Source organism: Mediterraneibacter sp. NSJ-151 (assembly GCF_022487435.1).
In the GTDB taxonomy this organism is placed as follows: domain Bacteria; phylum Bacillota; class Clostridia; order Lachnospirales; family Lachnospiraceae; genus Schaedlerella; species Schaedlerella hominis.
Map to the genome: position 1 here is coordinate 1 of NZ_JAKVPP010000001.1, position 22,205 is coordinate 22,205.

Genomic DNA, 22,205 nt, shown 5'->3' on the forward strand with positions numbered 1-22,205 from the left:
AGTCCCAATGTGGCCGGTCGCCCTCTCAGGCCGGCTACTGATCGTCGCCTTGGTAGGCCGTTACCCCACCAACCAGCTAATCAGACGCGGGTCCATCTCATACCACCGGAGTTTTTACCTCTGCACCATGCGGTGCTGTGGTCTTATGCGGTATTAGCAGTCATTTCTAACTGTTATCCCCCTGTATGAGGCAGGTTACCCACGCGTTACTCACCCGTCCGCCGCTCAGTCACAATACTCGTCATTCCGAAGAAATCCAAGTAAAGTGCTTCGCTCGACTTGCATGTGTTAAGCACGCCGCCAGCGTTCATCCTGAGCCAGGATCAAACTCTCGTTAAAAGTGTTTGTTCTAGTCAAGATTAACTCTAGCTAATCTATCCTTTTACTGTTGTTTTGGTTTGCTATAAACCGTTCTTAAAAAATTTTCTCTTAAAGAAATTTTCAAGGATCTGTTGTCTATTGTTTAGTTATCAATGTTCTTTGTTTTGTTGTCGTTTGCGACAGCTTTAATAGATTATCACATCTTTTGTCGTTTGTCAACAACTTTTTTATTTTTTTCTGTTTCGCTTCAAGTCACTCTCTCGATGTCTTGTTTGCGACAGCTAAAATAGAATATCATGTTTTTCATCTCTTGTCAACAACTTTTTTAATGTTTTCAAGTTTGATATTCTTTCGATGCATTGTCTTGCATCAAACGGAGAAAGAGGGATTTGAACCCTCGCGCCGGTCACCCGACCTACACCCTTAGCAGGGGCGCCTCTTCAGCCTCTTGAGTATTTCTCCTAGTACTGAATAACACCTATATACCAATAGGATTATTTAGTTCAACGCAACAGCGCAGAATTTATTATATAAGAGAATCCTGCACTTGTCAACGTCTTTTTCAAATTTTTTTACTTCATTTTTGCATTAATTTTATTTTTGTCTATTTTTCAACACAATACTGTTTAATAGCTGTTTCATAAAGATTATTACCCTCGCTGTCAATTACTACTATAACAGGGAAATTTTCTACTGTTAATTTACGAATAGCCTCTGTTCCAAGATCTTCATACGCAACAACTTCTGAACTCGTAATACATTTTGATAATAATGCTCCTGCTCCTCCAACTGCTGCAAAGTATACTGCATCATTTCTCACAATTGCATCAATTACAGCTTGTGAACGTTTTCCTTTTCCTATCATTGCACCTTGTCCAAGATCTAATAGCTGCGGTGCATACTTGTCCATACGGCTTGCTGTTGTCGGACCCGCTGAACCAATTGGTCTGCCTTCTCTTGCTGGAGACGGTCCCATATAATAGATTATCTGTTCTTTAATATCTATTGGTAAGTCTTCACCCTTTTCAAGGATTTCATACATTCTTTTGTGTGCAGCATCACGTGCAGTATAGATTGTTCCTGTTATGTATACATAATCTCCTGCTTTTAATGTTCTTGCTACTTCTTTTGTAATCGGAGCTGTTATATGTTTATCCATTTTTATATCCTTTCTCTTTATCTATGAAAATATTAAATTTCCCGGATTGCATGTCTGTTTACGTGACAACAAATATTTACCCCGACCGGAAGTCCTGCTATATGAGTCGGATATGTATTGATATTAACAGCCAATGCTGTCGTTGTACCACCAAGTCCTCCTGGTCCGATTCCCAGGCCATTAATTTTCTCCAACACTTCTTCTTCCATCTCTTTAACATATGGAATATCTGAATGTGTTCCTACTTCACGAGTCAGTGCTTCTTTTGCCATCAATGCACATTTTTCAAATGTGCCACCGATACCAACACCAACTACCATTGGCGGGCATGCATTTGGTCCAGCATCTTTCACAGCTGTAAGAATTGCCTCTTTCACTCCTTCAATTCCTTCTGCCGGTTTCAGCATGAACACTCGGCTCATATTCTCACTTCCAAATCCTTTTGGTGCGACTTTTATTTTTACCTTATTGCCGGCAACGATTTTTGTATGCAGAATTGCCGGTGTATTGTCTTTTGTATTTTCACGGATCAATGGATCTTTCACAACAGATTTTCTCAAGTATCCATCTACATAACCCTGTCGTACACCTTCATTGACTGCATCTTCAAGCAAACCTCCTTCAAAATGTACATCCTGGCCAATTTCTAAAAATATAACTGCCATTCCTGTGTCCTGACAAATCGGAATCATATCCTCTGCTGCTATTTTTAGGTTTTCCTGTAACTGCCCTAAGATTTGTTTTCCAAGTGGAGATTTTTCTGTTTGCTCCGCCTGTTTCATTGCTTTATCCATATCCGGTGACAGATAATGATTTGCTTCAATACACATTTCCTTTATATTTTTCGTGATTTCATTTACATTTATTGTACGCACCATAGCTCCTCCAATCACTTTGCTTTTGTATTTTTCTTTTACTATCATACTACCACATTGATACACTTCGCAAGAAAAAAGGATGAGTACACACCCGTATCCTCACCCTCGTTATTCTTAATTTCCACATTCAATACTGATTTCATTGAATTTTCCAAGAATATCCTCAATTTGTATTTTCTTTTTTTCTTCTCCGGAGTAATCCATAACTGCTTTTCCCTGATGTAACATCAGCAGTCTGTCGCCATACTCTACTGCATATCGAAGATTGTGTGTTACCATAATTGTTGTCAAATGCTTCTCTTTCACAACCTTATCAGTCAATTCCATAATCAAATCTGCTGTTTTAGGATCTAATGCCGCAGTGTGCTCATCTAAGATCAAAAAACGGATTGGTGTGAGGGTTGCCATTAAAAGTGCCATTGCCTGACGCTGTCCGCCCGACAATACACCTACTTTAACATCCATCTTGTCTTCAAGGCCAAGACCTAACTGACTAAGCTGCTCGCGATAAAAATCCAGTCTTGCTTTATTTTTTCCCATACGAAGACCATATATCTTACCCTTATTATCTGCAAGTGCCATATTCTCTGCAATGGTCATACTTGGACATGTTCCCATTGCCGTATTCTGAAATACTCGGCCAATATATTGATTTCTCTTAAATTCCTTCTCTTTTGCAATATCTTTTCCGTCAATGATAATACTTCCTGAATCAAGAGGAATGCTTCCACAAATTAAATTCAGCATAGATGTTTTTCCGGAGCCATTACTTCCCACCACAGAAACAAATTGGCCATCATCAATTGTTAAGTTGAAATTTTCAAACAAACACATTTCATTGATTGTTCCATGATTATAAAATTTATGAATATTTTTTAACTCAAGCATTGACTTTCACCTTCTTCTTTCTGTCTACACTAACAACTAAAATCACAAGGAACAGAATTGCTGTAACTAATTTTGTTGCTGTTGCTCCTGCAAATTTGAGAGCAAGTGCAACACATAATTTATAAAATATAGAACCTATGATAACTGCTGTTGTTGCTTTTACAAATGACATTTTCTTAAAGAAACTCATTCCAATGATAACACTTGCAAGACCTATGACAAGTGCACCTGTTCCCATTGAAATATCAAAAACTTTTGATTGCTGTGCAAATACACATCCACTCAAAGCAACAAGTCCATTTGAGATTGCAAGCCCAAGAATCTTTACATTTCCCTTATCTTTGGCAAGAGATGTTACAATTACATCATTATCGCCAACCGCACGAAGCAAATATCCTGACTGTGTTTTCATGTACAAGTCCATTAATATTTTACAGATTAATACAAGAACCAAAATAATTACAATATCCATCCATGCCGGAACCTGGTTTCCGAACAGTTTTTTTGTCATTTCATTTCTGAAAATTGTATTGCAGGAAAATAATGGCACATTGTTTGTTCCTGCAATATACAAATTAATTGTATATAATCCTGTCATCATAATGATACCTGATAACAAATCTCTTACCTTAAACTTTACATGAATCAATCCTGTACATATTCCGGCAACGATTCCTGCTGCAAATGCGATAATCAATGTCAGATATGGATTGACACCAACTTTCAATAATGCTGCCGTAACAGCCGCGCCCATTGGAAATGTTCCGTCTACTCCTAAATCTGGAAAATCCAGAATTTTATATGTGATATATACTCCAAGTGCCATGATTCCATAAATCATACCTTGTTCTAATACACTGATTAAAAAATCCATATCTGTCAACCTCTCTACCTTACAACTTTAAAAATCGTTCCTGCTCACATTTTTTGAACAGGAACTTTTTCTTTTTTTAATTTTCTGTAATCTCTGTGAATGATTCTACAGCACGCTCTTTCATTGTATCCGGTACTGTGATTCCAAGATTTTCTGCTACTTTTTCATTTACATAAAGGCTGCTTTCTGTGATCAGTTCATAATCCATTTCAGATGCACTTGCTTCGCCTTTTAAGATTTTTGCTGCCATTTTACCTGTGTCTTTTCCAAGCTGTGTATACTCGATTCCTTCTGCAGCCAGGCATCCAAGCTTAACCTGCTCGATTTCGCTTCCAAATACCGGGATTCCCTTTTCGTTTGCCAATCCCAGAACTGTAGGAAGTGCACTTACAACTGTATTATCTGTCAGGTTTGTAAGACAATCTACTTTTCCGAGCAGATCAGATGCTGCAAGCTGAATTTCTGATGTATTTGTGATACCTGTTTTTTCAATTTTGAATCCATATTTGTCAGCCAGTTTTTCATATTGTTCAATACTGTATACAGAGTTTGCTTCGCTTGTTGTGTAGAGAATACCGATTGTTTTTGCATCCGGCAAGATTTCTCTAATCATCTTAAGCTGTGCTTCAACCGGCAGTTCATCACTTGTTCCTGTTACATTTCCAACTGGAGATTTATCATCATTTGCAAGTTCTGCTGCAACCGGATTTGTAACTGCTGTGTATACAACCGGGATATCCGTTTCCATTGCTGCGTTGTATGCTGCCTGTGCACTTGGTGTTGCGATTGCACAAATCATATCAACTTTATCAGCTACGAACTGATCTGCGATCTGAGCTGCTGTTCCTGTATCTGCATCTGCGTTATTTGTTACAATTTTTAAATTTTTTCCTTCTTCAAGTCCCTCTTCCTTTAAGCCCTCAATAAAGCCTTCACGACAGTTATCTAACGAACCATGTTCAGCAAACTGGCTGATTCCGATTGTATATGTCTTTTCATCACTGTTTGCACTATCAGAAGTTTCTTTTGATGCTCCACATCCTGTCATCATTGCTACTACCATGTTCATTCCCAATACAACTGCTAATACTTTCTTTTTCATAATTTGTTCTCTCCTTTTGATTTGATTTTTAATCTTGACATTTTAGGAAAGATTGAGGGTTCATTCTTCATGAAATAAAGAAAAGCGCCCCAAGCCTTATGCTTGAGACGCTAATAATATCATGTATTATTATCGCGGTACCACTCAAATTGACGAATCGTCCACTTTCCACGTACTGTCATACGCTCCTCATTGATAACGGGTTTGGTTCCCGACAACGCCTACTCTGTAGATTACATTTCAGGCTGCCCTCGAAAGTCCATTCAGCAATTCTCTTCATACAGCAATCCCACCACCTGCTGCTCTCTGAAATGTTGATGAAAAGCTTACTCCTCTTTCTCAACGGTTTATGAATATACACACAATTTAGTACAAATCTTTTGATTTGTCAATACATTTTTTAATTTTCTTCTTCCTGTTGTGATTCTTCTTCAGAAATCTCCACTTCTTCACCATCAATTTCCGCAGATGTTCTGCGTACTTTCGCAATGCTTACTACAGTCTCATTTTCTTTCAGGTTAATAAGTTTCACACCGGATGTAATTCTGCCATACTTAGAAATTGTATCACAAGCCATACGGATGATAATTCCATCGCTGTTGATCATCATAATTTCATCGTCTTCATTTACAGCCTTCATACCAACTACATTACCTGTTTTTTCTGTGATCTTGTAACATTTTACACCTTTACCGCCACGGTTTTGTGCAGTAAATTCGCCCATAGCCGTACGCTTACCCATACCTTTTTCAGATACGATCAACAGACAATCTCCCTGTGTGTCTACCTGCATACCGATCACTACATCACCATCACTGAGATTAATACCGCGTACCCCCATAGAAGTTCTTCCTGTAGTACGGACATCTTTCTCGTCAAAGCGGATACACTGACCATATTTGGTTACAAGAATAATATCTTTTTCATTGTCTGTAATTTTTACTTCGATCAACTGATCGTCATCACGCAACGTGATTGCAGCAAGACCTTTCTTGCGCACATTGACATATTCTCTAAGTGGTGTCTTCTTAACAAGACCCTGCTCTGTTGCCATAAATAAGCACAGATTATCATCATATGCCTTAATTGGGATCATTGCTGTAATCTTTTCTTCCGGCATCAGCTGCAGCATATTAATGATTGCTGTACCTCTTGATGTTCTGGAAGCTTCCGGGATTTCATATCCTTTCAGACGATATACACGTCCTGTATTTGTGAAGAACATAATATAATCGTGTGTAGAGGTCATGAATAATTCCTGGATATAATCATCATCCAGTTTCTGCATACCCTTGATTCCTTTTCCTCCACGATTCTGACTCTTGAATGTGTCGATTGTCATACGTTTGATGTATCCCAATTTTGTCATTGTAATAACGACATCCTGTCTTGGAATCATATCTTCCATCGAGATATCATATTCATCATAGCCAATCTGTGTTCTTCGATCATCACCATATTTTTCAGAAATCACAAGAATCTCTTTTTTGATAACGCCAAGAAGAAGTTTACGGTCTGCCAAAATAGCTCTGTATTCCTCAATCTTTTTCATCAATTCTGCGTATTCATTTTCAATCTTTTCGCGTTCCAAACCTGTCAGAGCTCTCAGACGCATATCTACGATAGCCTGTGCCTGTACTTCTGTCAGTTCAAATTTTTCTATTAATTCTGCTTTTGCTTCCTGCACATTTTTAGACGCACGGATAATACGTATCACTTCATCGATGTTATCTAAGGCGATCAATAATCCCGCTAAAATATGCGCACGTTCTTCTGCTTTATTCAGATCATATTTGGTTCTTCTTGTAACAACCTCTTCTTGATGCTGCAGATAATAATTAAGCATCTCAAGCAGATTCATTACTTTTGGCTGATTATTGACCAACGCAAGCATAATTACACCAAATGTATCCTGTAGCTGCGTATGTTTATATAACTGATTCAAAATAATGTTCGGATTTACATCACGACGCAGTTCAATACAGATTCTCATACCTTCTCTGCTTGACTGATCACTCAAATCTGTAATTCCATCAATTTTTTTATCTCTTACCAGCTCTGCGATTTTTTCAATTAATCTTGCTTTATTTACCATGAATGGAAGTTCTGTTACAACAATACGATTCTTTCCATTCTGCATTGGCTCAATATTAGAAATTGCACGTACACGAATCTTTCCACGTCCTGTGCGATAAGATTCCTCGATTCCTTTTGTTCCCAGAATTTCTGCTCCTGTCGGGAAGTCAGGACCTTTTACAATCTCGAGAATCTCTTCCAGCGTTGTCTCCGGACGATCTTCAATCTGGTCATCAATGATTCTTACTACAGCACTGATAACCTCACGAAGATTGTGTGGTGGTATATTTGTTGCCATACCTACTGCAATACCTGATGTTCCGTTAACCAAAAGATTTGGAAATCTTGATGGCAGTACAGTTGGCTCTTTCTCTGTCTCATCAAAGTTCGGCACGAAATCAACAGTATCTTTGTTGATATCCGCTGTCATCTCCATGGAAATCCTACTCAAACGAGCTTCTGTGTATCGCATGGCAGCAGCACCATCACCATCTACTGAACCGAAGTTTCCGTGACCATCTACCAGAGGATATCTGGTAGACCATTCCTGAGCAAGGTTTACCAAGGCACCATAAATTGAACTATCACCATGTGGGTGATATTTTCCCATCGTATCTCCGACGATACGTGCACATTTACGATGCGGCTTATCCGGACCATTATTCAATTCTATCATAGAATACAGAATTCTTCTCTGTACCGGTTTTAATCCATCTCTTACATCCGGAAGCGCACGTGCGGCAATAACGCTCATGGCATAGTCGATATAAGATGTTTCCATCGTCTTTTTCAAATCGACTTCATGAACTTTATCAAAAATATTATCTTCCATCGTTTATCTCCTTCTGTTAGATATCTAAGTTTTTGACGAATTTTGCATTTTCTTCAATGAACTCACGTCTCGGTTCAACCTTATCACCCATCAGGGTTGTAAACGTCAAATCAAGTTCTGATGACGTCTCATCATCCATTGTAACTCTAAGCAGTACACGATGCTCAGGATCCATTGTTGTATCCCACAGCTGCTCTGCATCCATCTCTCCAAGACCTTTGTATCGCTGGATCTTATTATTTCCATCTCGTCCTACTTCAGCCAAAATATCATTCAATTCTTCATCGCTGTATGCATACCAGACTTTTTTATTTTTTTCCAGCTTATACAACGGAGGCTGTGCCAGATATACATATCCCTGTTTGATCAGTTCCGGCATAAAACGATACAGGAATGTCAACAACAGTGTACTAATATGGGCACCATCCACATCGGCATCGGTCATGATAATAATTTTGTGATAACGCAGTTTGCTAATATCAAAATCATCATGGATACCTGTTCCAAATGCTGTGATCATCGCTTTGATCTCTGCATTTGCATAAATTTTATCCAGACGTGCTTTCTCTACGTTCAGAATCTTGCCTCGCAGTGGCAAAATAGCCTGCGTTGCACGATCTCTTGCCGTCTTTGCAGAACCGCCGGCGGAATCTCCCTCGACGATGTAAATTTCACAATTAACCGGATCTTTATCCGAACAGTCAGCCAGCTTTCCAGGAAGTGACATACCTTCCAACGCGGATTTTCTTCTTGTCAGGTCCCTTGCCTTTCTGGCAGCTTCTCTTGCACGCTGTGCCATTACAGACTTCTCAACTGTCATTTTACCGACAGCCGGATTCTGCTCAAGGAAAATACCAAGCTGAGTACTAACGATATTATCTACCGCCCCCCTTGCCTCGCTATTTCCTAATTTCTGTTTTGTCTGTCCTTCAAACTGAGGGTCCTCAATCTTAACACTGATAATGGCTGTAAGACCCTCTCGGATATCCTCACCTGTCAGATTCGGTTCGCTGTCTTTAAGCAGCTTATTCTTTCTTGCATAATCATTGAATGTCTTTGTCAATGCATTACGGAATCCAACCACATGGGTTCCACCTTCCGGCGTTGTAATGTTATTAACAAATCCATACGTATTATCGCTATACGAATCATTGTGCTGCATTGCAACTTCTACATACACATTATCTTTCATGCCTTCGCAATAAATGATCTGGTCGTACAACGGTGTCTTACTTTTGTTCAGGTAAGTAACAAATTCCTTGATACCGCCTTCGTAATGGAATGTCCGCTCAACCAATTCCTCTTCACGTTCGTCACGAAGAATGATCTTCAGTCCTTTTGTCAAAAATGCCATCTCGCGGAAACGCTGTTTTAATGTGTCATAGTCAAATATTGTCTCCTCGAATATCTCTTTATCAGGCAAAAATGTAACTTTTGTTCCTGATAATTCCGGGTCACATTCTCCGATCACTTTTAATTTATAAATAACTTTACCACGCTCATATCTCTGTTTATAAATCTTTCCTTCGTGATAAATTTCTACTTCAAGCCATTCTGAAAGTGCATTTACAACAGATGCACCTACTCCATGCAGACCTCCGGATACCTTGTATCCTCCTCCACCGAATTTACCGCCGGCATGAAGGACTGTAAATACAACTTCTACTGCCGGAAGTCCTGTCTTATGGTTGATTCCAACCGGAATACCTCGACCATTATCAACAACCGTAATAGAGTTTTCTTTGTTGATCGTAACTGTGATTATATCACAATATCCTGCCAGTGCCTCATCAACAGAGTTGTCGACAATCTCATATACCAGATGATGAAGTCCTCTCCCCGAGGTGCTGCCGATGTACATACCCGGTCTTTTTCGAACCGCTTCTAATCCTTCCAAAATCTGGATTTGATCCGCTCCATATTCAGCGTCAAATTCTGTACCTGTTGCACCCATCTAAAAACCTCCTAATTTTCTTTTGCTACAGTTCCATGCTCTACATGGAATATTTTGTTTATAGAAAACCTGTGATTTACAAACTCATCCAGCCCTGTACAGGTAATGACAGTCTGTATATCGTGGATACTATCCAATAAATAGTTTTGCCTATGTTTGTCAAGTTCAGACAACACATCATCCAATAATAAAATCGGCGTATCTTTGATCAGCATACGCACCAGCTCAATCTCTGACAATTTCAAAGATAATGCGGCTGTTCTTTGCTGCCCTTGAGAACCAAATTTGCGAATATCAATCCCATCTGTACGAAAACACACATCATCACGATGTGGTCCCGCAGAAGTGCTTTTAAACTTAATATCCCGATTTCGGTTTTTCTTTACAGCCTCCTCAAAAGACATGTCCCCAATAGAAGATTCATAGGACAAAACAAGCGTTTCTTTTCCACCCGTCAACTTGTAGTGAATGTCAGAAATAATATCATTCACCTGTTCTATAAATCTTTTCCTTGCTTCGATTACTTTCGTTCCATATTCAACTAATTGCATATCCCATATATCCAATGTATCGATCAGATGCTCCTGATAAGCAATTTCCTTGAGCAAGGAATTCCGTTGATTAACTGCCCGGTTATAATTCGCCAGATTGTTCAGGTATACCCTGTCCAACTGAGATAATTCCAAGTCAACAAAACGTCTTCTTCCAGCCGGTCCCTCTTTGATAATATTCAAATCTTCCGGTGAAAAAAAGACAAAATGAATCAAGCCAAATAATTCACTGGCTTTTCGGATTGGTATTTTATTGACTGCAATTCCCTTTGGACTGTTTTTTTTCAAATGCATGTCGATTTGAAAATCCACTCCATTTTTTTCAACAATAGTCTCAATGTGAGATTCTTCCTCACCAAACCGGATCATATCCCGGTCTTTTGTCCCACGATGAGACTTTGTTGTTCCGGATAAATACAATGCCTCTAGGATATTGGTCTTTCCCTGGGCATTATCCCCATACAAAATATTGGTTCTGGAATCAAACGCCATATTCAACAATTCGTAGTTTCTATAATTTTTAAGCTTTAACGACTTAATTATCATAATTTTTTCCTAACGTTCCAAGCGTATAGGTACGTAATTATTCTACACGCTTTTGCATTATTTTTCAATTTTTATTTGAATACCATCAAATTCGACTAAATCTCCCTCGTATAACTTGCGTCCTCTTCTGGTATCAATCTCGCCATTCACTAAAACAAGCCCTTCTTGGATCACTTCTTTTGCTTCTACGCCGGACTCAACTGCTCCAACAGCCTTTAATGCCTGACCAAGTTTAATAAATTCTTCATTTTGTCTGATTTTTATATGTTCCATCTCTATTCCTTTCATGCAATTCCGTTAATAGTTCACTTTTTAAACACACTTTGTCGTTTTAGAATTATCTGACAATTTGCATTCTGCATATTATGCATATTTATGCATTTTAATTTTTTATGCGACAGCGTTAAAGTTAACCGGCAGGATCAAATAAATATATGATTGCTGTTCATCCTTGATAAAACAAGGTGCTTTTGCATTCATGAAATATAAATCAACCTGTTCATCCTCAATAACACGAAGTGCATCGATCAAAAATTTAGGATTAAATCCGATCAAAAGATCTCTTCCCTCTTTCGAGATAATGATTTCTTCATCCATTGATCCAATCTGCGATTTGATTTTTAGTTCCATTGAACCATCCGCAATGTTGATAATAATTGGTTTTTTATCACCTTCTTTTATCAACAAAGTTGCACGGTCGATACAATCTAAAAGTTCACGTTTATTTACAGTCACTTTTGTTTCATAATCACTGGATAACATCTGATCAATTCTGAAATATTCTCCTTCGATCAGTCTCGATACAACCAAAGTATTGCCAAATTCAAAGACGACATGATTTTGAGTAAATGAAATTTCAACTTCAGCCTCGGATTCGCCCCCAATAATTTTGCTTATTTCCTGAAGAGTCTTCCCAGGAACAATTACTTTTCGAGAACCATAAGAATTTTTCAATTCGATATTGCGAATGGAAATTCTATGACCATCAAGTGATACAACTTTTAATAAATTATCATGGATTTCAAAAAGTTCACCACTCATCATCTTGTTTGTATCATTGTCAGCGATAGAAAAAATGGTCTGACGGATTACTTCTTTCAGTGTAAATTCAGAAATTGTGATGGAATCCTCTTTTTCAATTGCCGGTAAATAAGAAAAATCTTCACCTGATTGAGCTGCAATCGTAAACTTTGCTTTTTCACAAGTGATTAATGTCTGATTATCAGCACCAACTTCAATCACTACATCGTTGTCTGGAAGTTTTCGAACAATTTCTGAAAAAATCTTAGCATTCAAAGCTATAATTCCATGTTCAAGAATCTCACCTTCAATACGTGTTTCGATTCCAAGTTCCATATCATTAGCTGTTAATTTAATAACATTCATGGATGCATCAATCAGAATACATTCAAGAATAGGCATTGTTGTTTTTGAAGGAACTGCTTTAGATACAATACCAACTCCTTTAACGAGATTTGATTTACTGCATATAATTTTCATGTCGAGATCTCCTTTCGTGAAAGTGTGGATAAAACTTTCAGCGTGTGTATTTATATATTTAAAAAGAAAACTTTTCCGCCGTAATCGTCGTAGGGGCTGTGGAAAAGTGGATAACTACCCGCAAGCCTTGAAACACAAGGGCTGAGCCACTTTGATAACTATGTTGAATTCCATGGGATAAGGTGGAAAGTAAATGGGGATAAAAATTTTGCGTTATCCACAGAAATGAAGCTTTCCACTGCTTATCCACAGAGTTTTAACATAGTTATTCACATTTATACGGGATTTATCTTCTTTTTTATAATATTGATAGTATTATTTAACGCTTCATCGGTAGTAATATCGTGTTCTATTTTTTTAACTCCATGGCTAATAGAAGCATGATCTTTCCCTCCAAGGATAGCGCCGATTGCTTTCAATGGCGTATCTGTCATACAACGGCAGAGGTACATGACAATCTGACGTGGAAGTACAATTTCAGCGTTTCGTTTTTTACCTTTGATTTCTGTTACCGGTACATTAAAGTGCTCGGAAACAACATCAATGATCAATTCAGGTGTGATTTCTCTATTATTATCAGGAGATACGATATCTTTAAGAGCTTCAGCTGCAAGAGGAATATCGATTTCTTTTTTCTCAAGATTAGCCAGAGCAATCAGTTTATTTAAAGAACCTTCCAGTTCTCGAATATTGGATTTTACGTTATTGGCAATATATTGCATAACATCATCCGGAATATGATAACGCTCTAATCCGTCCAATTCCTCTTTCTTGCGAAGAATCGCCATTCTGGTTTCGTAGTCAGGAGACGAAATATCTGCGATTAGTCCCCATTCAAAACGGGTACGCAAACGAGCCTCCAAAGTTTCAATGTCTTTTGGTGGCTTATCACTGGAGATAATAATCTGTTTTCCTGCTACATGCAGATGGTTAAATGTGTGGAAAAATTCTTCCTGCGTACTTTCCTTTCCTATAATAAACTGGATATCATCGATTAAAAGTACGTCATTATTCCTATATTTTTCGCGAAACGTGGTCATTGCCAGTTCATTTCCGTTTTTACCGACTTTCAAAGCATCAATCAGTTCGTTCGTAAAAGTTTCACTTGTTACGTAAAGAACCTTTTTTGATGGATCATTTTCTAATATAAAATGTGCAATAGAGTGCATCAAATGGGTTTTTCCAAGTCCAACACCTCCATATAAGAAGAGAGGATTATAGATTTCTCCAGGTGATTCCGCTACTGCAAGGGAAGCTGCATGTGCAAAATTATTGTTGCTTCCTACAACAAATGTATCGAAAGTATAGCGAGGATTTAGATTAGCATTCTCGAAAATAGCGTTCGACTGTTGTTTTTTTGTTGTTGTTTCTTTCTTTTTCTTAATAATAACACTGTCTTCAGTTACAAAAGAGACCTCATATTCCGTACCGGTCACTTCTGCAATACATACCTTAAAAGGAAGAAGATATTTATCTTCAATGTGTTCCAGACTTGCTTTTAATTTCACAAGAATGTATACCGTATCATCGGTAACTTCATAAACAGTAAGTGGTGCAATCCACGTATTGTATGAAATATTCGATGAACAGTACTCTAATTTCATCTTATTTAGGATCTGCTCCCAATTTTTTTCTACGGTGTTCATCAATCGTACTCCTAATCCATATAATATCTCCAAATCTGTTCGTTAGAGAGACTTTTACTTTTATAGTGTACATCAAAATATCCACATAAGCAATGAAAAAAGATGTGAATAACTCTTATGAACACTTTCAACACGTGAAAAAAGTTGAAAAATAAGACTTTTTTTGTGAAAAAAATATTTTTCAACAAGTTATTTTGCAGTTATACACAGGTTTTTCACAGAAATTCACAAAGTTATTCACCCCATGTGGATAACTTTGTGAAAAATCGTGGATAACTGATTCTAAAACACAAGATATAGGGGCGAGTATTCACTTGAAGTAGCAGAACTATGTAAAAAATGAGTTTTCCACAAATGTGAATAACAAAAAAAATGAAGAATATTTAGAAGAAAGCGAGAAATATGGCAGGATTTGCTTGACTTAGAGCAGTTTTTTGAATATAATTAAGAGCAGTGTCTTTCTGGATTTATATATAAGAAAGAACTGAAACTGTAGAAACTATATACTATATTATAGTGATGAACTTGATATTGTCAGGAATACTTAAGAGATTCCTGAAGAACTATATCACACAAAGGGAGGTGTATTCAGAATGAAAATGACATTTCAGCCAAAGAAAAGATCTAGATCTAAGGTTCATGGATTCAGAGCAAGAATGAGCACAGCAGGCGGAAGAAAAGTATTAGCTGCCAGAAGAGCAAAAGGAAGAAAACAGTTATCAGCTTAGGCCGCAATTTTGTGGCCTTTTCTTCTATACAGATTTATCTCAGTCGAGAAGACTCCAACCTCTTCAGGTGGTGAGTAATAGACGTTCGACTTGAATTTTTAGAAGAGATACGTGGAAACGTATGAGGACTTTAATTCGAAAAGGAAATAATTATGAAATTTTCCGAATCTTTGAAAAAGAATAAAGATTTTCAGACTGTTTATCGACAGGGAAAATCTTATGCAAATAAGTATCTGGTTCTATATATTATGGAAAATCAGACAGAGAAAAACAGAATTGGAATTTCTGTAAGTAAAAAAGTAGGGAACAGTGTTGTAAGACATCACCTTACAAGATTGATAAGAGAGAGCTATCGACTTCAAGAAGAATGTTTCCAAAGAGGATATGATTTAGTGGTAATAGCAAGACAGAGTGCAAAAGATGTCACGTATAAAGAAATGGAAAGTGCACTCATCCATTTGGGAAAGCTTCATAAAATATATAAGACTGTTTAGAATACTAAGAAAATTGTAGTTAAACAGTGGAAAAAATAAGAGGAATGTGACGCAGATGAAGAAGATTTGTATCAGTATGATTCGATTCTATCAAAAATATCTTTCACCTATGAAGATGAGATATCATTGCATTTATACTCCTACGTGTTCTCAATATGGAATTGAAGCCATTGAGAAGTATGGTGTATTAAAAGGTGGACTGCTAACTGCATGGAGAATTTTGCGTTGCAATCCATTTGCAAAAGGTGGATATGATCCAGTACCTTAAGGAGGAAAAGATATGTACGGAGTATTGGCTGCCGGTTATGGTGACTGGCCAATCATTCATCAGATAGCATGGTTGCTTGGAAAATTGATGAATGGAATCTATAATATTATGGATGGCGTATTCGGAGTACAGAATATCGGTGTTTGTATTATTATATTTACAATTATTATTTATACGCTGATGATTCCACTTACTGTAAAACAGCAGAAGTGGTCAAAGATGTCAGCGGTAATGAACCCTGAAATTCAGAAAATTCAGAAAAAGTATGCAAATAAAAAAGATCAGGCTTCCATGTTGAAACAACAGGAAGAATTACAGATTGTTTATGAAAAATACGGTGTATCCCCAACAGGTGGATGTCTTCCGATGTTGATCCAGATGCCAATTTTATTTGCGTTGTATCCTGTCATTCAGAATATTCCAAAATATGTTGATGGTGTAAAAGCAGCATATATGCCGGTCGTAGACCAGATTATGCAGGTAGATGGATTCCAGAAAATTATGGAGACAATCGGAGCTGCAAAACCGGTATTAATGAGTGCAACTGCATATGATTATTCAAAAGCCGACACATTGGTTCAGGTATTGTATAAATTCCAGGATTCTACATGGAATTTATTGGTAGATAAGATGCCTTCTATTGAAACTGTAGTAGATGCTACTACAAAGACAATGGGACATTTGAACAATTTCCTTGGAATTAATATTGGTGAGACACCAATGACAATGCTTACAAATTCATTACATCCATTTTCAATTGTTGGAATTATTCTTGCTGTAATCATTCCAATCATGGCAGGTCTTGCACAGTTTATCAGTGTTAAACTCCAGCCACAGCCAGCAATGGATGAGAATAATCAGATGGCAGCATCTATGAAGACAATGACTTATACAATGCCATTGTTCTCAGTATTTCTTGGATTTACACTTCCTGCAGGTCTTGGTTTGTACTGGGCAGTCAGTGCAGTTGTAAGATGTGTACAGCAGGTAGCAATCAACAAATATTTACAGACAAAATCTTTGGATGATATGATCAAAGAAAATCAGGAAAAAGCTGCAAAAAAACGTGAGAAAAAGGGTACATCTGCTAAAGAATTAAATAAGATGGCAACTACAAGTACAAAGAATGTAGAGCATAAGAAAACTTCTACTATGTCAGAAAAAGAAAGACAGGAAAAATTGGAGAAGGCTGCCAGCTATAATAAAAATGCGAAAGCAGGAAGTCTTGCTTCAAAAGCCAATATGGTAAGCAGATTTAATGGCAATAATTCTGGCGATAACAAGAATGAGAAATAGGATAGGGTAGACGAATCGCAATTTCGAAGGGAATGAGTGATTTCGGATTGTTGGAGAAAGGATGGATTCGGGATGAACGGTAGTATCAGAGTTTCAGCAAAAACAGTTGAAGATGCAATTACAGAGGCATCCATTCAGCTCGGAATTACAAGTGATAAACTTGAGTATGAGGTAATTGAAAAAGGAAGTGCCGGATTTTTAGGAATCGGGATGAAACAGGCTGTGATCGAAGCTAGAAGAAAAGTGGAAGAGAAGCAGGAAACTGAAATTGTAGAGGAAGTTAAAAAAGAGATTCAGCAAGTAGCAGCAGAAGAAGTGAAAGCAGAAGAGAAAATTGTTGAAGAAGTAAAGGCTGAGATCGAACATGATGAAAAGCCAAAACAGACTACAGAAAAAGTAGAGAAAAAAGAAGAAATCAAAAATGATGCTCCAGTAAAAAGAGAAGTAGAACTGGCTGAAGTAACAGATGAAACAAAAGAAGCTGTTTCGACATTTTTGAAAGACACATTAAAAGCCATGGGTATGGAAGTGGAGATTGCATTGGATATTGATGAAGATGGATCTCTTAGTATCAATATGTCCGGCCCGAATATGGGTATTTTGATTGGAAAACGTGGTCAGACACTGGATTCTCTGCAATATCTTGCAAATCGTGTTGCAAATAAGCATCAGAGCGGTTATGTAAGAGTAAAGCTTGATACAGAAAACTATCGTGCAAGAAGAGAAGAAACTTTGAAACACCTTGCAAAAAATATTGCACATAAGGTAAAGAGAAATAGAAGACCTGTAGCATTAGAGCCAATGAATCCTTATGAGAGAAGAATTATTCATTCTGCACTCCAGAATGATCCTTATGTAACAACACATAGTGAAGGGGAAGAACCTTATAGAAAAGTAGTTGTCACATTGAAAAAATAGTGATGTAGGTGATAGAGGACGGTTTACGCTTCACGGAATAATTTCGTGAAGTGTGAATCGTTCCTTTTGTTTAAGAGGAGAATTGCGATGTATAGTAAAGAGACGATTGCGGCGATTTCTACAGGAATGTCGAATTCAGGAATCGGGATTGTCCGAATTAGTGGAGAAGAAGCATTTCAGGTAATAGATAAAATATATAAGGGAAAAGAAGTGTTGTCAAAAGTGCAGTCACACACCATACATTATGGGTATATAGTGGATGGAAAAGAGACGATAGATGAAGTGCTTGTCAGTATTATGCGGGCGCCAAGAACATTTACCGGTGAAGATACTGTTGAAATTAATTGTCATGGCGGCGTTTATGTGGTAAAAAGAGTATTAGATACAGTACTTCGAAATGGGGCAAGACCGGCAGAGCCCGGAGAATTTACAAAGAGAGCTTTCTTAAATGGAAAGATGGATCTTTCTCAGGCAGAAGCAGTGATTGATGTGATTACTGCAAAAAATGAATATGCACTGAAGAGTTCTATGAGCCAGTTAAAGGGCAGTGTAAAGAAAAAGATAGAAGAGATTCGAAAGCAGATTATTTATCATACGGCATTTATTGAAACCGCATTGGACGACCCCGAACATATTAGTGTTGATGGTTATGGGGAGCAGTTGGAAGGCGTTGTGGAAACATTGTCGGAAGAATTAAAAGATTTGATTGATTCTTCGGAAAATGGAAGAATCATGAAAGAAGGAATTCAGACAGTTATTCTCGGAAAGCCAAATGCCGGAAAATCGTCTCTTTTAAATGTTCTTTCAGGAAGAGAACGTGCAATTGTAACAGATATAGAAGGTACAACGCGAGATGTGCTTGAGGAACAGATTCAGATTCAGGGGCTGAATTTAAATGTGATCGATACAGCAGGAATACGTGAGACGGAAGATAAGGTAGAAAAAATCGGTGTAGATAAAGCAAAAGAATATGCAGAGCAGGCAGATTTAATTATCTATGTTGTAGATGCATCACGTGAACTTGATGAAAATGATATAGAAATCATGAAAATCATTGCAGGTAAAAAGGCGGTCATCTTATTAAATAAAATGGACCTGAACGTACTCATTTCAAAGGAAAATCTTGAACAACAGCTTCATAAAGAAATTGGCGGGGCGTGCAAAAATATTCCGATGATTGAAATATCTGCGAAGGAAGAACAGGGAATCAGAGATTTTGAAAATCTGTTAAAAAAGATGTTTTTGCAAGGTGAGATTTCATTTAACGATGAAGTATATATTACAAATATGAGACAAAAATCGGCACTTCAGGATGCATATAATTCATTAAAAAAGGTGAAAGAAAGCATTGAGATGGGAATGCCGGAAGATTTTTATTCCATCGATCTGATGGATGCATATGAGGCACTTGGAAGTATTACAGGAGAAACGATAGGAGAAGATTTGGTCAATGAAATATTCAGTAAATTCTGTATGGGAAAATAAAGATTATTATGATGTTGCGGTTGTCGGAGCAGGACATGCAGGTTGTGAAGCAGCACTTGCGACGGCTCGTTTAGGATTCAAAACAGTGATGTTTACGGTGAGTGTCGACAGTATTGCAATGATGCCTTGTAATCCTAATATCGGTGGAAGCTCAAAGGGACATCTGGTGCGAGAACTAGATGCACTTGGCGGTGAGATGGGAAAGGTAATTGATAAGACATTTATTCAGTCTAAAATGTTGAATCAATCAAAAGGGCCGGCAGTACATTCGCTTAGAGCGCAAGCTGACAAAGCAAATTACAGTAGAACAATGAGAATGGTATTACAGAATCAGGAAAACTTAGATATCCGTCAGATGGAAGTGACAGATATTTTGACAGAGGATGGAAAGATAACAGGAGTACAGACCTATTCCGGTGCTATTTATCGTTGTCGTGCGGTTGTATTATGTACAGGAACATATTTGAAAGCAAGATGTATTTATGGAGAAGTAAGTACACAGACAGGACCAAATGGACTCCAGCCTGCAAATTACCTGACAGATAGTTTGAAGTCGCTGGGTATCAAAATGTATCGTTTTAAGACAGGAACTCCTGCGAGAATTGATAAAAGAACAATTGATTTCAGTAAGATGGAAGAGCAGAAAGGCGATGAGAGAGTAGTACCATTTTCCTTTACAACAAACCCGGAAGACGTTCAGATAGATCAGGTTTCCTGCTGGCTGACTTATACAAATGAGAAGACACATGAGATTATAAGAAATAATTTGAGCCGTTCTCCACTGTATTCAGGAATGATTGAAGGAACAGGACCGAGATATTGCCCATCCATTGAAGATAAGGTTGTCAAATTCGCAGATAAAAACCGTCATCAGGTCTTTATTGAACCGGAAGGACTGGAGACAAATGAGATGTATGTCGGTGGAATGTCAAGTTCATTACCGGAAGATGTACAGTATGCAATGTATAGAAGTGTTCCAGGCCTTGAAAACGCCAAAATCGTGCGAAATGCATACGCAATCGAGTATGACTGCATCGATGCCAGACAATTGAAAAATACGCTGGAATTCAAAGCCGTAGAGGGGCTTTTTAGTGGCGGACAGTTTAACGGAAGTTCCGGATATGAAGAAGCAGCAGCACAGGGGTTGATTGCGGGCATTAATGCGGCAAGAAAATTGCAGGGAAAAGAAGGTATTGTGATTGACCGTTCAGAAGGTTATATAGGCGTTTTGATTGATGATCTGGTAACAAAAGAAAGTCATGAACCATATCGAATGATGACGTCAAGAGCCGAATATCGTTTGTTATTGCGTCAGGATAATGCAGATTTAAGATTGACTAAAAAAGGCTATGAGATTGGTTTGATTTCAGAAGAAAGATACCAGAAACTGCTTAGAAAAGAAGAACTCATCCAGAAAGAAATAGAGCGTGTTGAACATATTAATTTAGGAACTTCAGAAGCTGTACAAAATTTATTGAAACAGCATGAAAGTACGCCGCTGACTTCTGGAACAACGATGGCAGAATTGATTCGAAGACCAGAACTGAATTATGAAGCTCTTGCACCGGTAGATCCAAACAGACCAGAATTGGACTATGATGTTGTAGAGCAGGTTAATATTAATATTAAATATGATGGATATATTAAACGTCAACAGCGTCAGGTAGAGCAGTTTAAGAAACTTGAGAGCAAGCTTATACCGGAAGATATTAATTATGATGAGATTCAGAGTCTTCGTATTGAGGCAAAACAGAAATTGAATGAAATGCGTCCGTCCTCCATCGGTCAGGCGTCCCGAATTTCAGGAGTATCTCCTGCAGATGTGTCTGTATTGCTTGTATATTTGGAAAGAAAGTAAAGTGAATTTAATAAATTAACGTGTTAAAGTGAAAGAAAGTAAGAGGCATATAAATGGAGAATAAGTTTGAACAACAATTGCAACAACTTAATATCCAGCTGAACGAAGTGCAAAAAGAGCAATTTCATAGATATTATGAATTACTTGTAGAGTGGAATAAGGTGATGAATCTCACCGGAATTACAGAATATGATGAAGTAAATGAAAAGCATTTCGTAGATAGTCTGGCAATTGTAAAAGCGATTGATATTCAGAATGTAAATACAGTGATAGATATAGGAACAGGGGCAGGATTTCCAGGATTGCCATTGAAAATTGCATTTCCACATTTGAAGGTTGTATTGTTAGATTCATTGCAAAAAAGAGTGAAATTCTTAAATACAGTAATAGAAGAACTGGGGTTGAAAGATATAGAGACACTTCATGGAAGGGCCGAGGACTATGCAAAAAAAGCAGAATATAGAGAACAGTTTGATCTTTGCGTGTCGAGAGCGGTTGCAAATCTCTCTACATTGAGTGAGTACTGTATTCCATATGTAAAAGTAGGCGGAGCATTTATTCCATATAAAAGCGGAGAGATAGAAGACGAATTAAAACAGGCGAAGAAGGCTGTTAAAATATTAGGCGGAAACGTAAGAGATGTTGTTAAATTCCAATTGCCTGGAACAGAGATCGGAAGATCTTTTGTGGAGATTGATAAATTGGAAATGACAAAGAAAAAATATCCGAGAAAAGCAGGATTACCATCTAAAGAACCACTGAGTTAAACCAAAAGGGACAGAGTTAATGGCTTTTTCATTCAGAAAAAGCCATTAACTCTGTCCTTAAATA

19 protein-coding genes, 1 tRNA gene, 1 rRNA gene and 1 other annotated feature are annotated in these 22,205 nt (G+C 37.7%); of the genes, 8 read left to right on the forward strand and 13 right to left on the reverse strand.

The window, feature by feature from the left end; genetic code table 11:
• The 13 genes from LQE94_RS00005 to dnaA all read right to left on the reverse strand — a co-directional run.
• A 16S ribosomal RNA gene (locus LQE94_RS00005) occupies positions 1-339 on the reverse strand; the annotation flags it as partial.
• Between the two features lie 356 nt (positions 340-695).
• Positions 696-783, reverse strand: a tRNA-Ser gene (locus LQE94_RS00010).
• A 142-nt stretch (positions 784-925) separates the two neighbouring features.
• Positions 926-1,480, reverse strand: a complete 555-nt coding sequence (locus LQE94_RS00015; RefSeq protein ID WP_022074925.1) for a Fe-S-containing hydro-lyase — start codon at positions 1,478-1,480, stop codon at positions 926-928.
• Positions 1,481-1,512: 32 nt separating this feature from the next.
• Entirely contained in the window at positions 1,513-2,358 is an 846-nt protein-coding gene (locus LQE94_RS00020; RefSeq protein WP_022074924.1) for a fumarate hydratase, read from the reverse strand.
• 114 nt (positions 2,359-2,472) lie between these two features.
• Positions 2,473-3,246: an ABC transporter ATP-binding protein gene (locus tag LQE94_RS00025; RefSeq protein WP_022074923.1), complete on the reverse strand. Its 774-nt coding sequence runs from the start codon at positions 3,244-3,246 to the stop codon at positions 2,473-2,475.
• A complete protein-coding gene (locus tag LQE94_RS00030) occupies positions 3,239-4,120 on the reverse strand; it encodes an ABC transporter permease (RefSeq protein WP_118725187.1) in 882 nt (293 codons plus the stop codon). Before LQE94_RS00030 ends, LQE94_RS00025 begins: the two co-directional genes overlap by 8 nt.
• Positions 4,121-4,196: 76 nt before the next feature.
• Positions 4,197-5,222 carry an ABC transporter substrate-binding protein gene (locus tag LQE94_RS00035; protein ID WP_240576689.1) on the reverse strand — a complete coding sequence of 342 codons (1,026 nt, stop codon included), beginning with the start codon at positions 5,220-5,222 and terminating at the stop codon, positions 4,197-4,199.
• Between the two features lie 100 nt (positions 5,223-5,322).
• Positions 5,323-5,574: a binding site (T-box leader), on the reverse strand.
• A gap of 48 nt (positions 5,575-5,622) precedes the next feature.
• Positions 5,623-8,130 carry a DNA gyrase subunit A gene (gene gyrA / locus LQE94_RS00040; protein ID WP_022074920.1) on the reverse strand — a complete coding sequence of 836 codons (2,508 nt, stop codon included), beginning with the start codon at positions 8,128-8,130 and terminating at the stop codon, positions 5,623-5,625.
• A 16-nt stretch (positions 8,131-8,146) separates the two neighbouring features.
• Positions 8,147-10,084: a DNA topoisomerase (ATP-hydrolyzing) subunit B gene (gene gyrB / locus LQE94_RS00045; protein WP_022074919.1), complete on the reverse strand. Its 1,938-nt coding sequence runs from the start codon at positions 10,082-10,084 to the stop codon at positions 8,147-8,149.
• A gap of 11 nt (positions 10,085-10,095) precedes the next feature.
• Positions 10,096-11,181, reverse strand: a complete 1,086-nt coding sequence (recF, locus tag LQE94_RS00050; protein ID WP_022074918.1) for a DNA replication/repair protein RecF — start codon at positions 11,179-11,181, stop codon at positions 10,096-10,098.
• Between the two features lie 57 nt (positions 11,182-11,238).
• Positions 11,239-11,454: an RNA-binding S4 domain-containing protein gene (locus LQE94_RS00055; RefSeq protein ID WP_022074917.1), complete on the reverse strand. Its 216-nt coding sequence runs from the start codon at positions 11,452-11,454 to the stop codon at positions 11,239-11,241.
• A 117-nt stretch (positions 11,455-11,571) separates the two neighbouring features.
• On the reverse strand, positions 11,572-12,681 hold the full coding sequence (gene dnaN, locus LQE94_RS00060) for a DNA polymerase III subunit beta (protein WP_022074916.1): 1,110 nt from the start codon (positions 12,679-12,681) through the stop codon (positions 11,572-11,574).
• A 275-nt stretch (positions 12,682-12,956) separates the two neighbouring features.
• Complete coding sequence (gene dnaA, locus LQE94_RS00065; RefSeq protein ID WP_117990341.1) at positions 12,957-14,327, reverse strand: chromosomal replication initiator protein DnaA; 1,371 nt, start codon at positions 14,325-14,327, stop codon at positions 12,957-12,959.
• Positions 14,328-14,920: 593 nt separating this feature from the next.
• Here dnaA and rpmH point away from each other — a divergent pair.
• The 8 genes from rpmH (at position 14,921) to rsmG (ending at position 22,141) form a co-directional block, all read left to right on the forward strand.
• A complete protein-coding gene (gene rpmH, locus LQE94_RS00070; protein WP_004613283.1) occupies positions 14,921-15,055 on the forward strand; it encodes a 50S ribosomal protein L34 in 135 nt (44 codons plus the stop codon).
• A 152-nt stretch (positions 15,056-15,207) separates the two neighbouring features.
• Positions 15,208-15,549: a ribonuclease P protein component gene (gene rnpA, locus LQE94_RS00075; RefSeq protein ID WP_022074914.1), complete on the forward strand. Its 342-nt coding sequence runs from the start codon at positions 15,208-15,210 to the stop codon at positions 15,547-15,549.
• Between the two features lie 55 nt (positions 15,550-15,604).
• Positions 15,605-15,817 (forward strand): membrane protein insertion efficiency factor YidD, encoded by a 213-nt coding sequence (gene yidD / locus LQE94_RS00080; protein WP_022074913.1) that lies wholly within the window; start codon positions 15,605-15,607, stop codon positions 15,815-15,817.
• A 12-nt stretch (positions 15,818-15,829) separates the two neighbouring features.
• Positions 15,830-17,113: a YidC/Oxa1 family membrane protein insertase gene (locus LQE94_RS00085; RefSeq protein ID WP_117990339.1), complete on the forward strand. Its 1,284-nt coding sequence runs from the start codon at positions 15,830-15,832 to the stop codon at positions 17,111-17,113.
• 72 nt (positions 17,114-17,185) lie between these two features.
• Positions 17,186-18,031, forward strand: coding sequence for an RNA-binding cell elongation regulator Jag/EloR (gene jag / locus LQE94_RS00090; protein WP_117990338.1), 846 nt, complete (start codon positions 17,186-17,188; stop codon positions 18,029-18,031).
• Positions 18,032-18,118: 87 nt separating this feature from the next.
• Positions 18,119-19,516, forward strand: coding sequence for a tRNA uridine-5-carboxymethylaminomethyl(34) synthesis GTPase MnmE (mnmE, locus tag LQE94_RS00095; RefSeq protein ID WP_118738069.1), 1,398 nt, complete (start codon positions 18,119-18,121; stop codon positions 19,514-19,516).
• Positions 19,482-21,374, forward strand: coding sequence for a tRNA uridine-5-carboxymethylaminomethyl(34) synthesis enzyme MnmG (gene mnmG, locus LQE94_RS00100; RefSeq protein WP_240576690.1), 1,893 nt, complete (start codon positions 19,482-19,484; stop codon positions 21,372-21,374). The genes mnmE and mnmG overlap by 35 nt, the downstream gene beginning before the upstream one ends.
• A 53-nt stretch (positions 21,375-21,427) precedes the next feature.
• On the forward strand, positions 21,428-22,141 hold the full coding sequence (gene rsmG / locus LQE94_RS00105) for a 16S rRNA (guanine(527)-N(7))-methyltransferase RsmG (protein WP_118725180.1): 714 nt from the start codon (positions 21,428-21,430) through the stop codon (positions 22,139-22,141).
• Positions 22,142-22,205 lie beyond the last annotated feature (64 nt).

Coding starts and splice junctions, on each gene's coding strand:
- LQE94_RS00015 (WP_022074925.1), bottom strand. CDS start 1,480: ATGGATAAACATATAACAGCTCCGATTACAAAAGAAGTAGCAAGAACA.
- LQE94_RS00020 (WP_022074924.1), bottom strand. CDS start 2,358: ATGGTGCGTACAATAAATGTAAATGAAATCACGAAAAATATAAAGGAA.
- LQE94_RS00025 (WP_022074923.1), bottom strand. CDS start 3,246: ATGCTTGAGTTAAAAAATATTCATAAATTTTATAATCATGGAACAATC.
- LQE94_RS00030 (WP_118725187.1), bottom strand. CDS start 4,120: ATGGATTTTTTAATCAGTGTATTAGAACAAGGTATGATTTATGGAATC.
- LQE94_RS00035 (WP_240576689.1), bottom strand. CDS start 5,222: ATGAAAAAGAAAGTATTAGCAGTTGTATTGGGAATGAACATGGTAGTA.
- gyrA (WP_022074920.1), bottom strand. CDS start 8,130: ATGGAAGATAATATTTTTGATAAAGTTCATGAAGTCGATTTGAAAAAG.
- gyrB (WP_022074919.1), bottom strand. CDS start 10,084: ATGGGTGCAACAGGTACAGAATTTGACGCTGAATATGGAGCGGATCAA.
- recF (WP_022074918.1), bottom strand. CDS start 11,181: ATGATAATTAAGTCGTTAAAGCTTAAAAATTATAGAAACTACGAATTG.
- LQE94_RS00055 (WP_022074917.1), bottom strand. CDS start 11,454: ATGGAACATATAAAAATCAGACAAAATGAAGAATTTATTAAACTTGGT.
- dnaN (WP_022074916.1), bottom strand. CDS start 12,681: ATGAAAATTATATGCAGTAAATCAAATCTCGTTAAAGGAGTTGGTATT.
- dnaA (WP_117990341.1), bottom strand. CDS start 14,327: ATGAACACCGTAGAAAAAAATTGGGAGCAGATCCTAAATAAGATGAAA.
- rpmH (WP_004613283.1), top strand. CDS start 14,921: ATGAAAATGACATTTCAGCCAAAGAAAAGATCTAGATCTAAGGTTCAT.
- rnpA (WP_022074914.1), top strand. CDS start 15,208: ATGAAATTTTCCGAATCTTTGAAAAAGAATAAAGATTTTCAGACTGTT.
- yidD (WP_022074913.1), top strand. CDS start 15,605: ATGAAGAAGATTTGTATCAGTATGATTCGATTCTATCAAAAATATCTT.
- LQE94_RS00085 (WP_117990339.1), top strand. CDS start 15,830: ATGTACGGAGTATTGGCTGCCGGTTATGGTGACTGGCCAATCATTCAT.
- jag (WP_117990338.1), top strand. CDS start 17,186: ATGAACGGTAGTATCAGAGTTTCAGCAAAAACAGTTGAAGATGCAATT.
- mnmE (WP_118738069.1), top strand. CDS start 18,119: ATGTATAGTAAAGAGACGATTGCGGCGATTTCTACAGGAATGTCGAAT.
- mnmG (WP_240576690.1), top strand. CDS start 19,482: ATGAAATATTCAGTAAATTCTGTATGGGAAAATAAAGATTATTATGAT.
- rsmG (WP_118725180.1), top strand. CDS start 21,428: ATGGAGAATAAGTTTGAACAACAATTGCAACAACTTAATATCCAGCTG.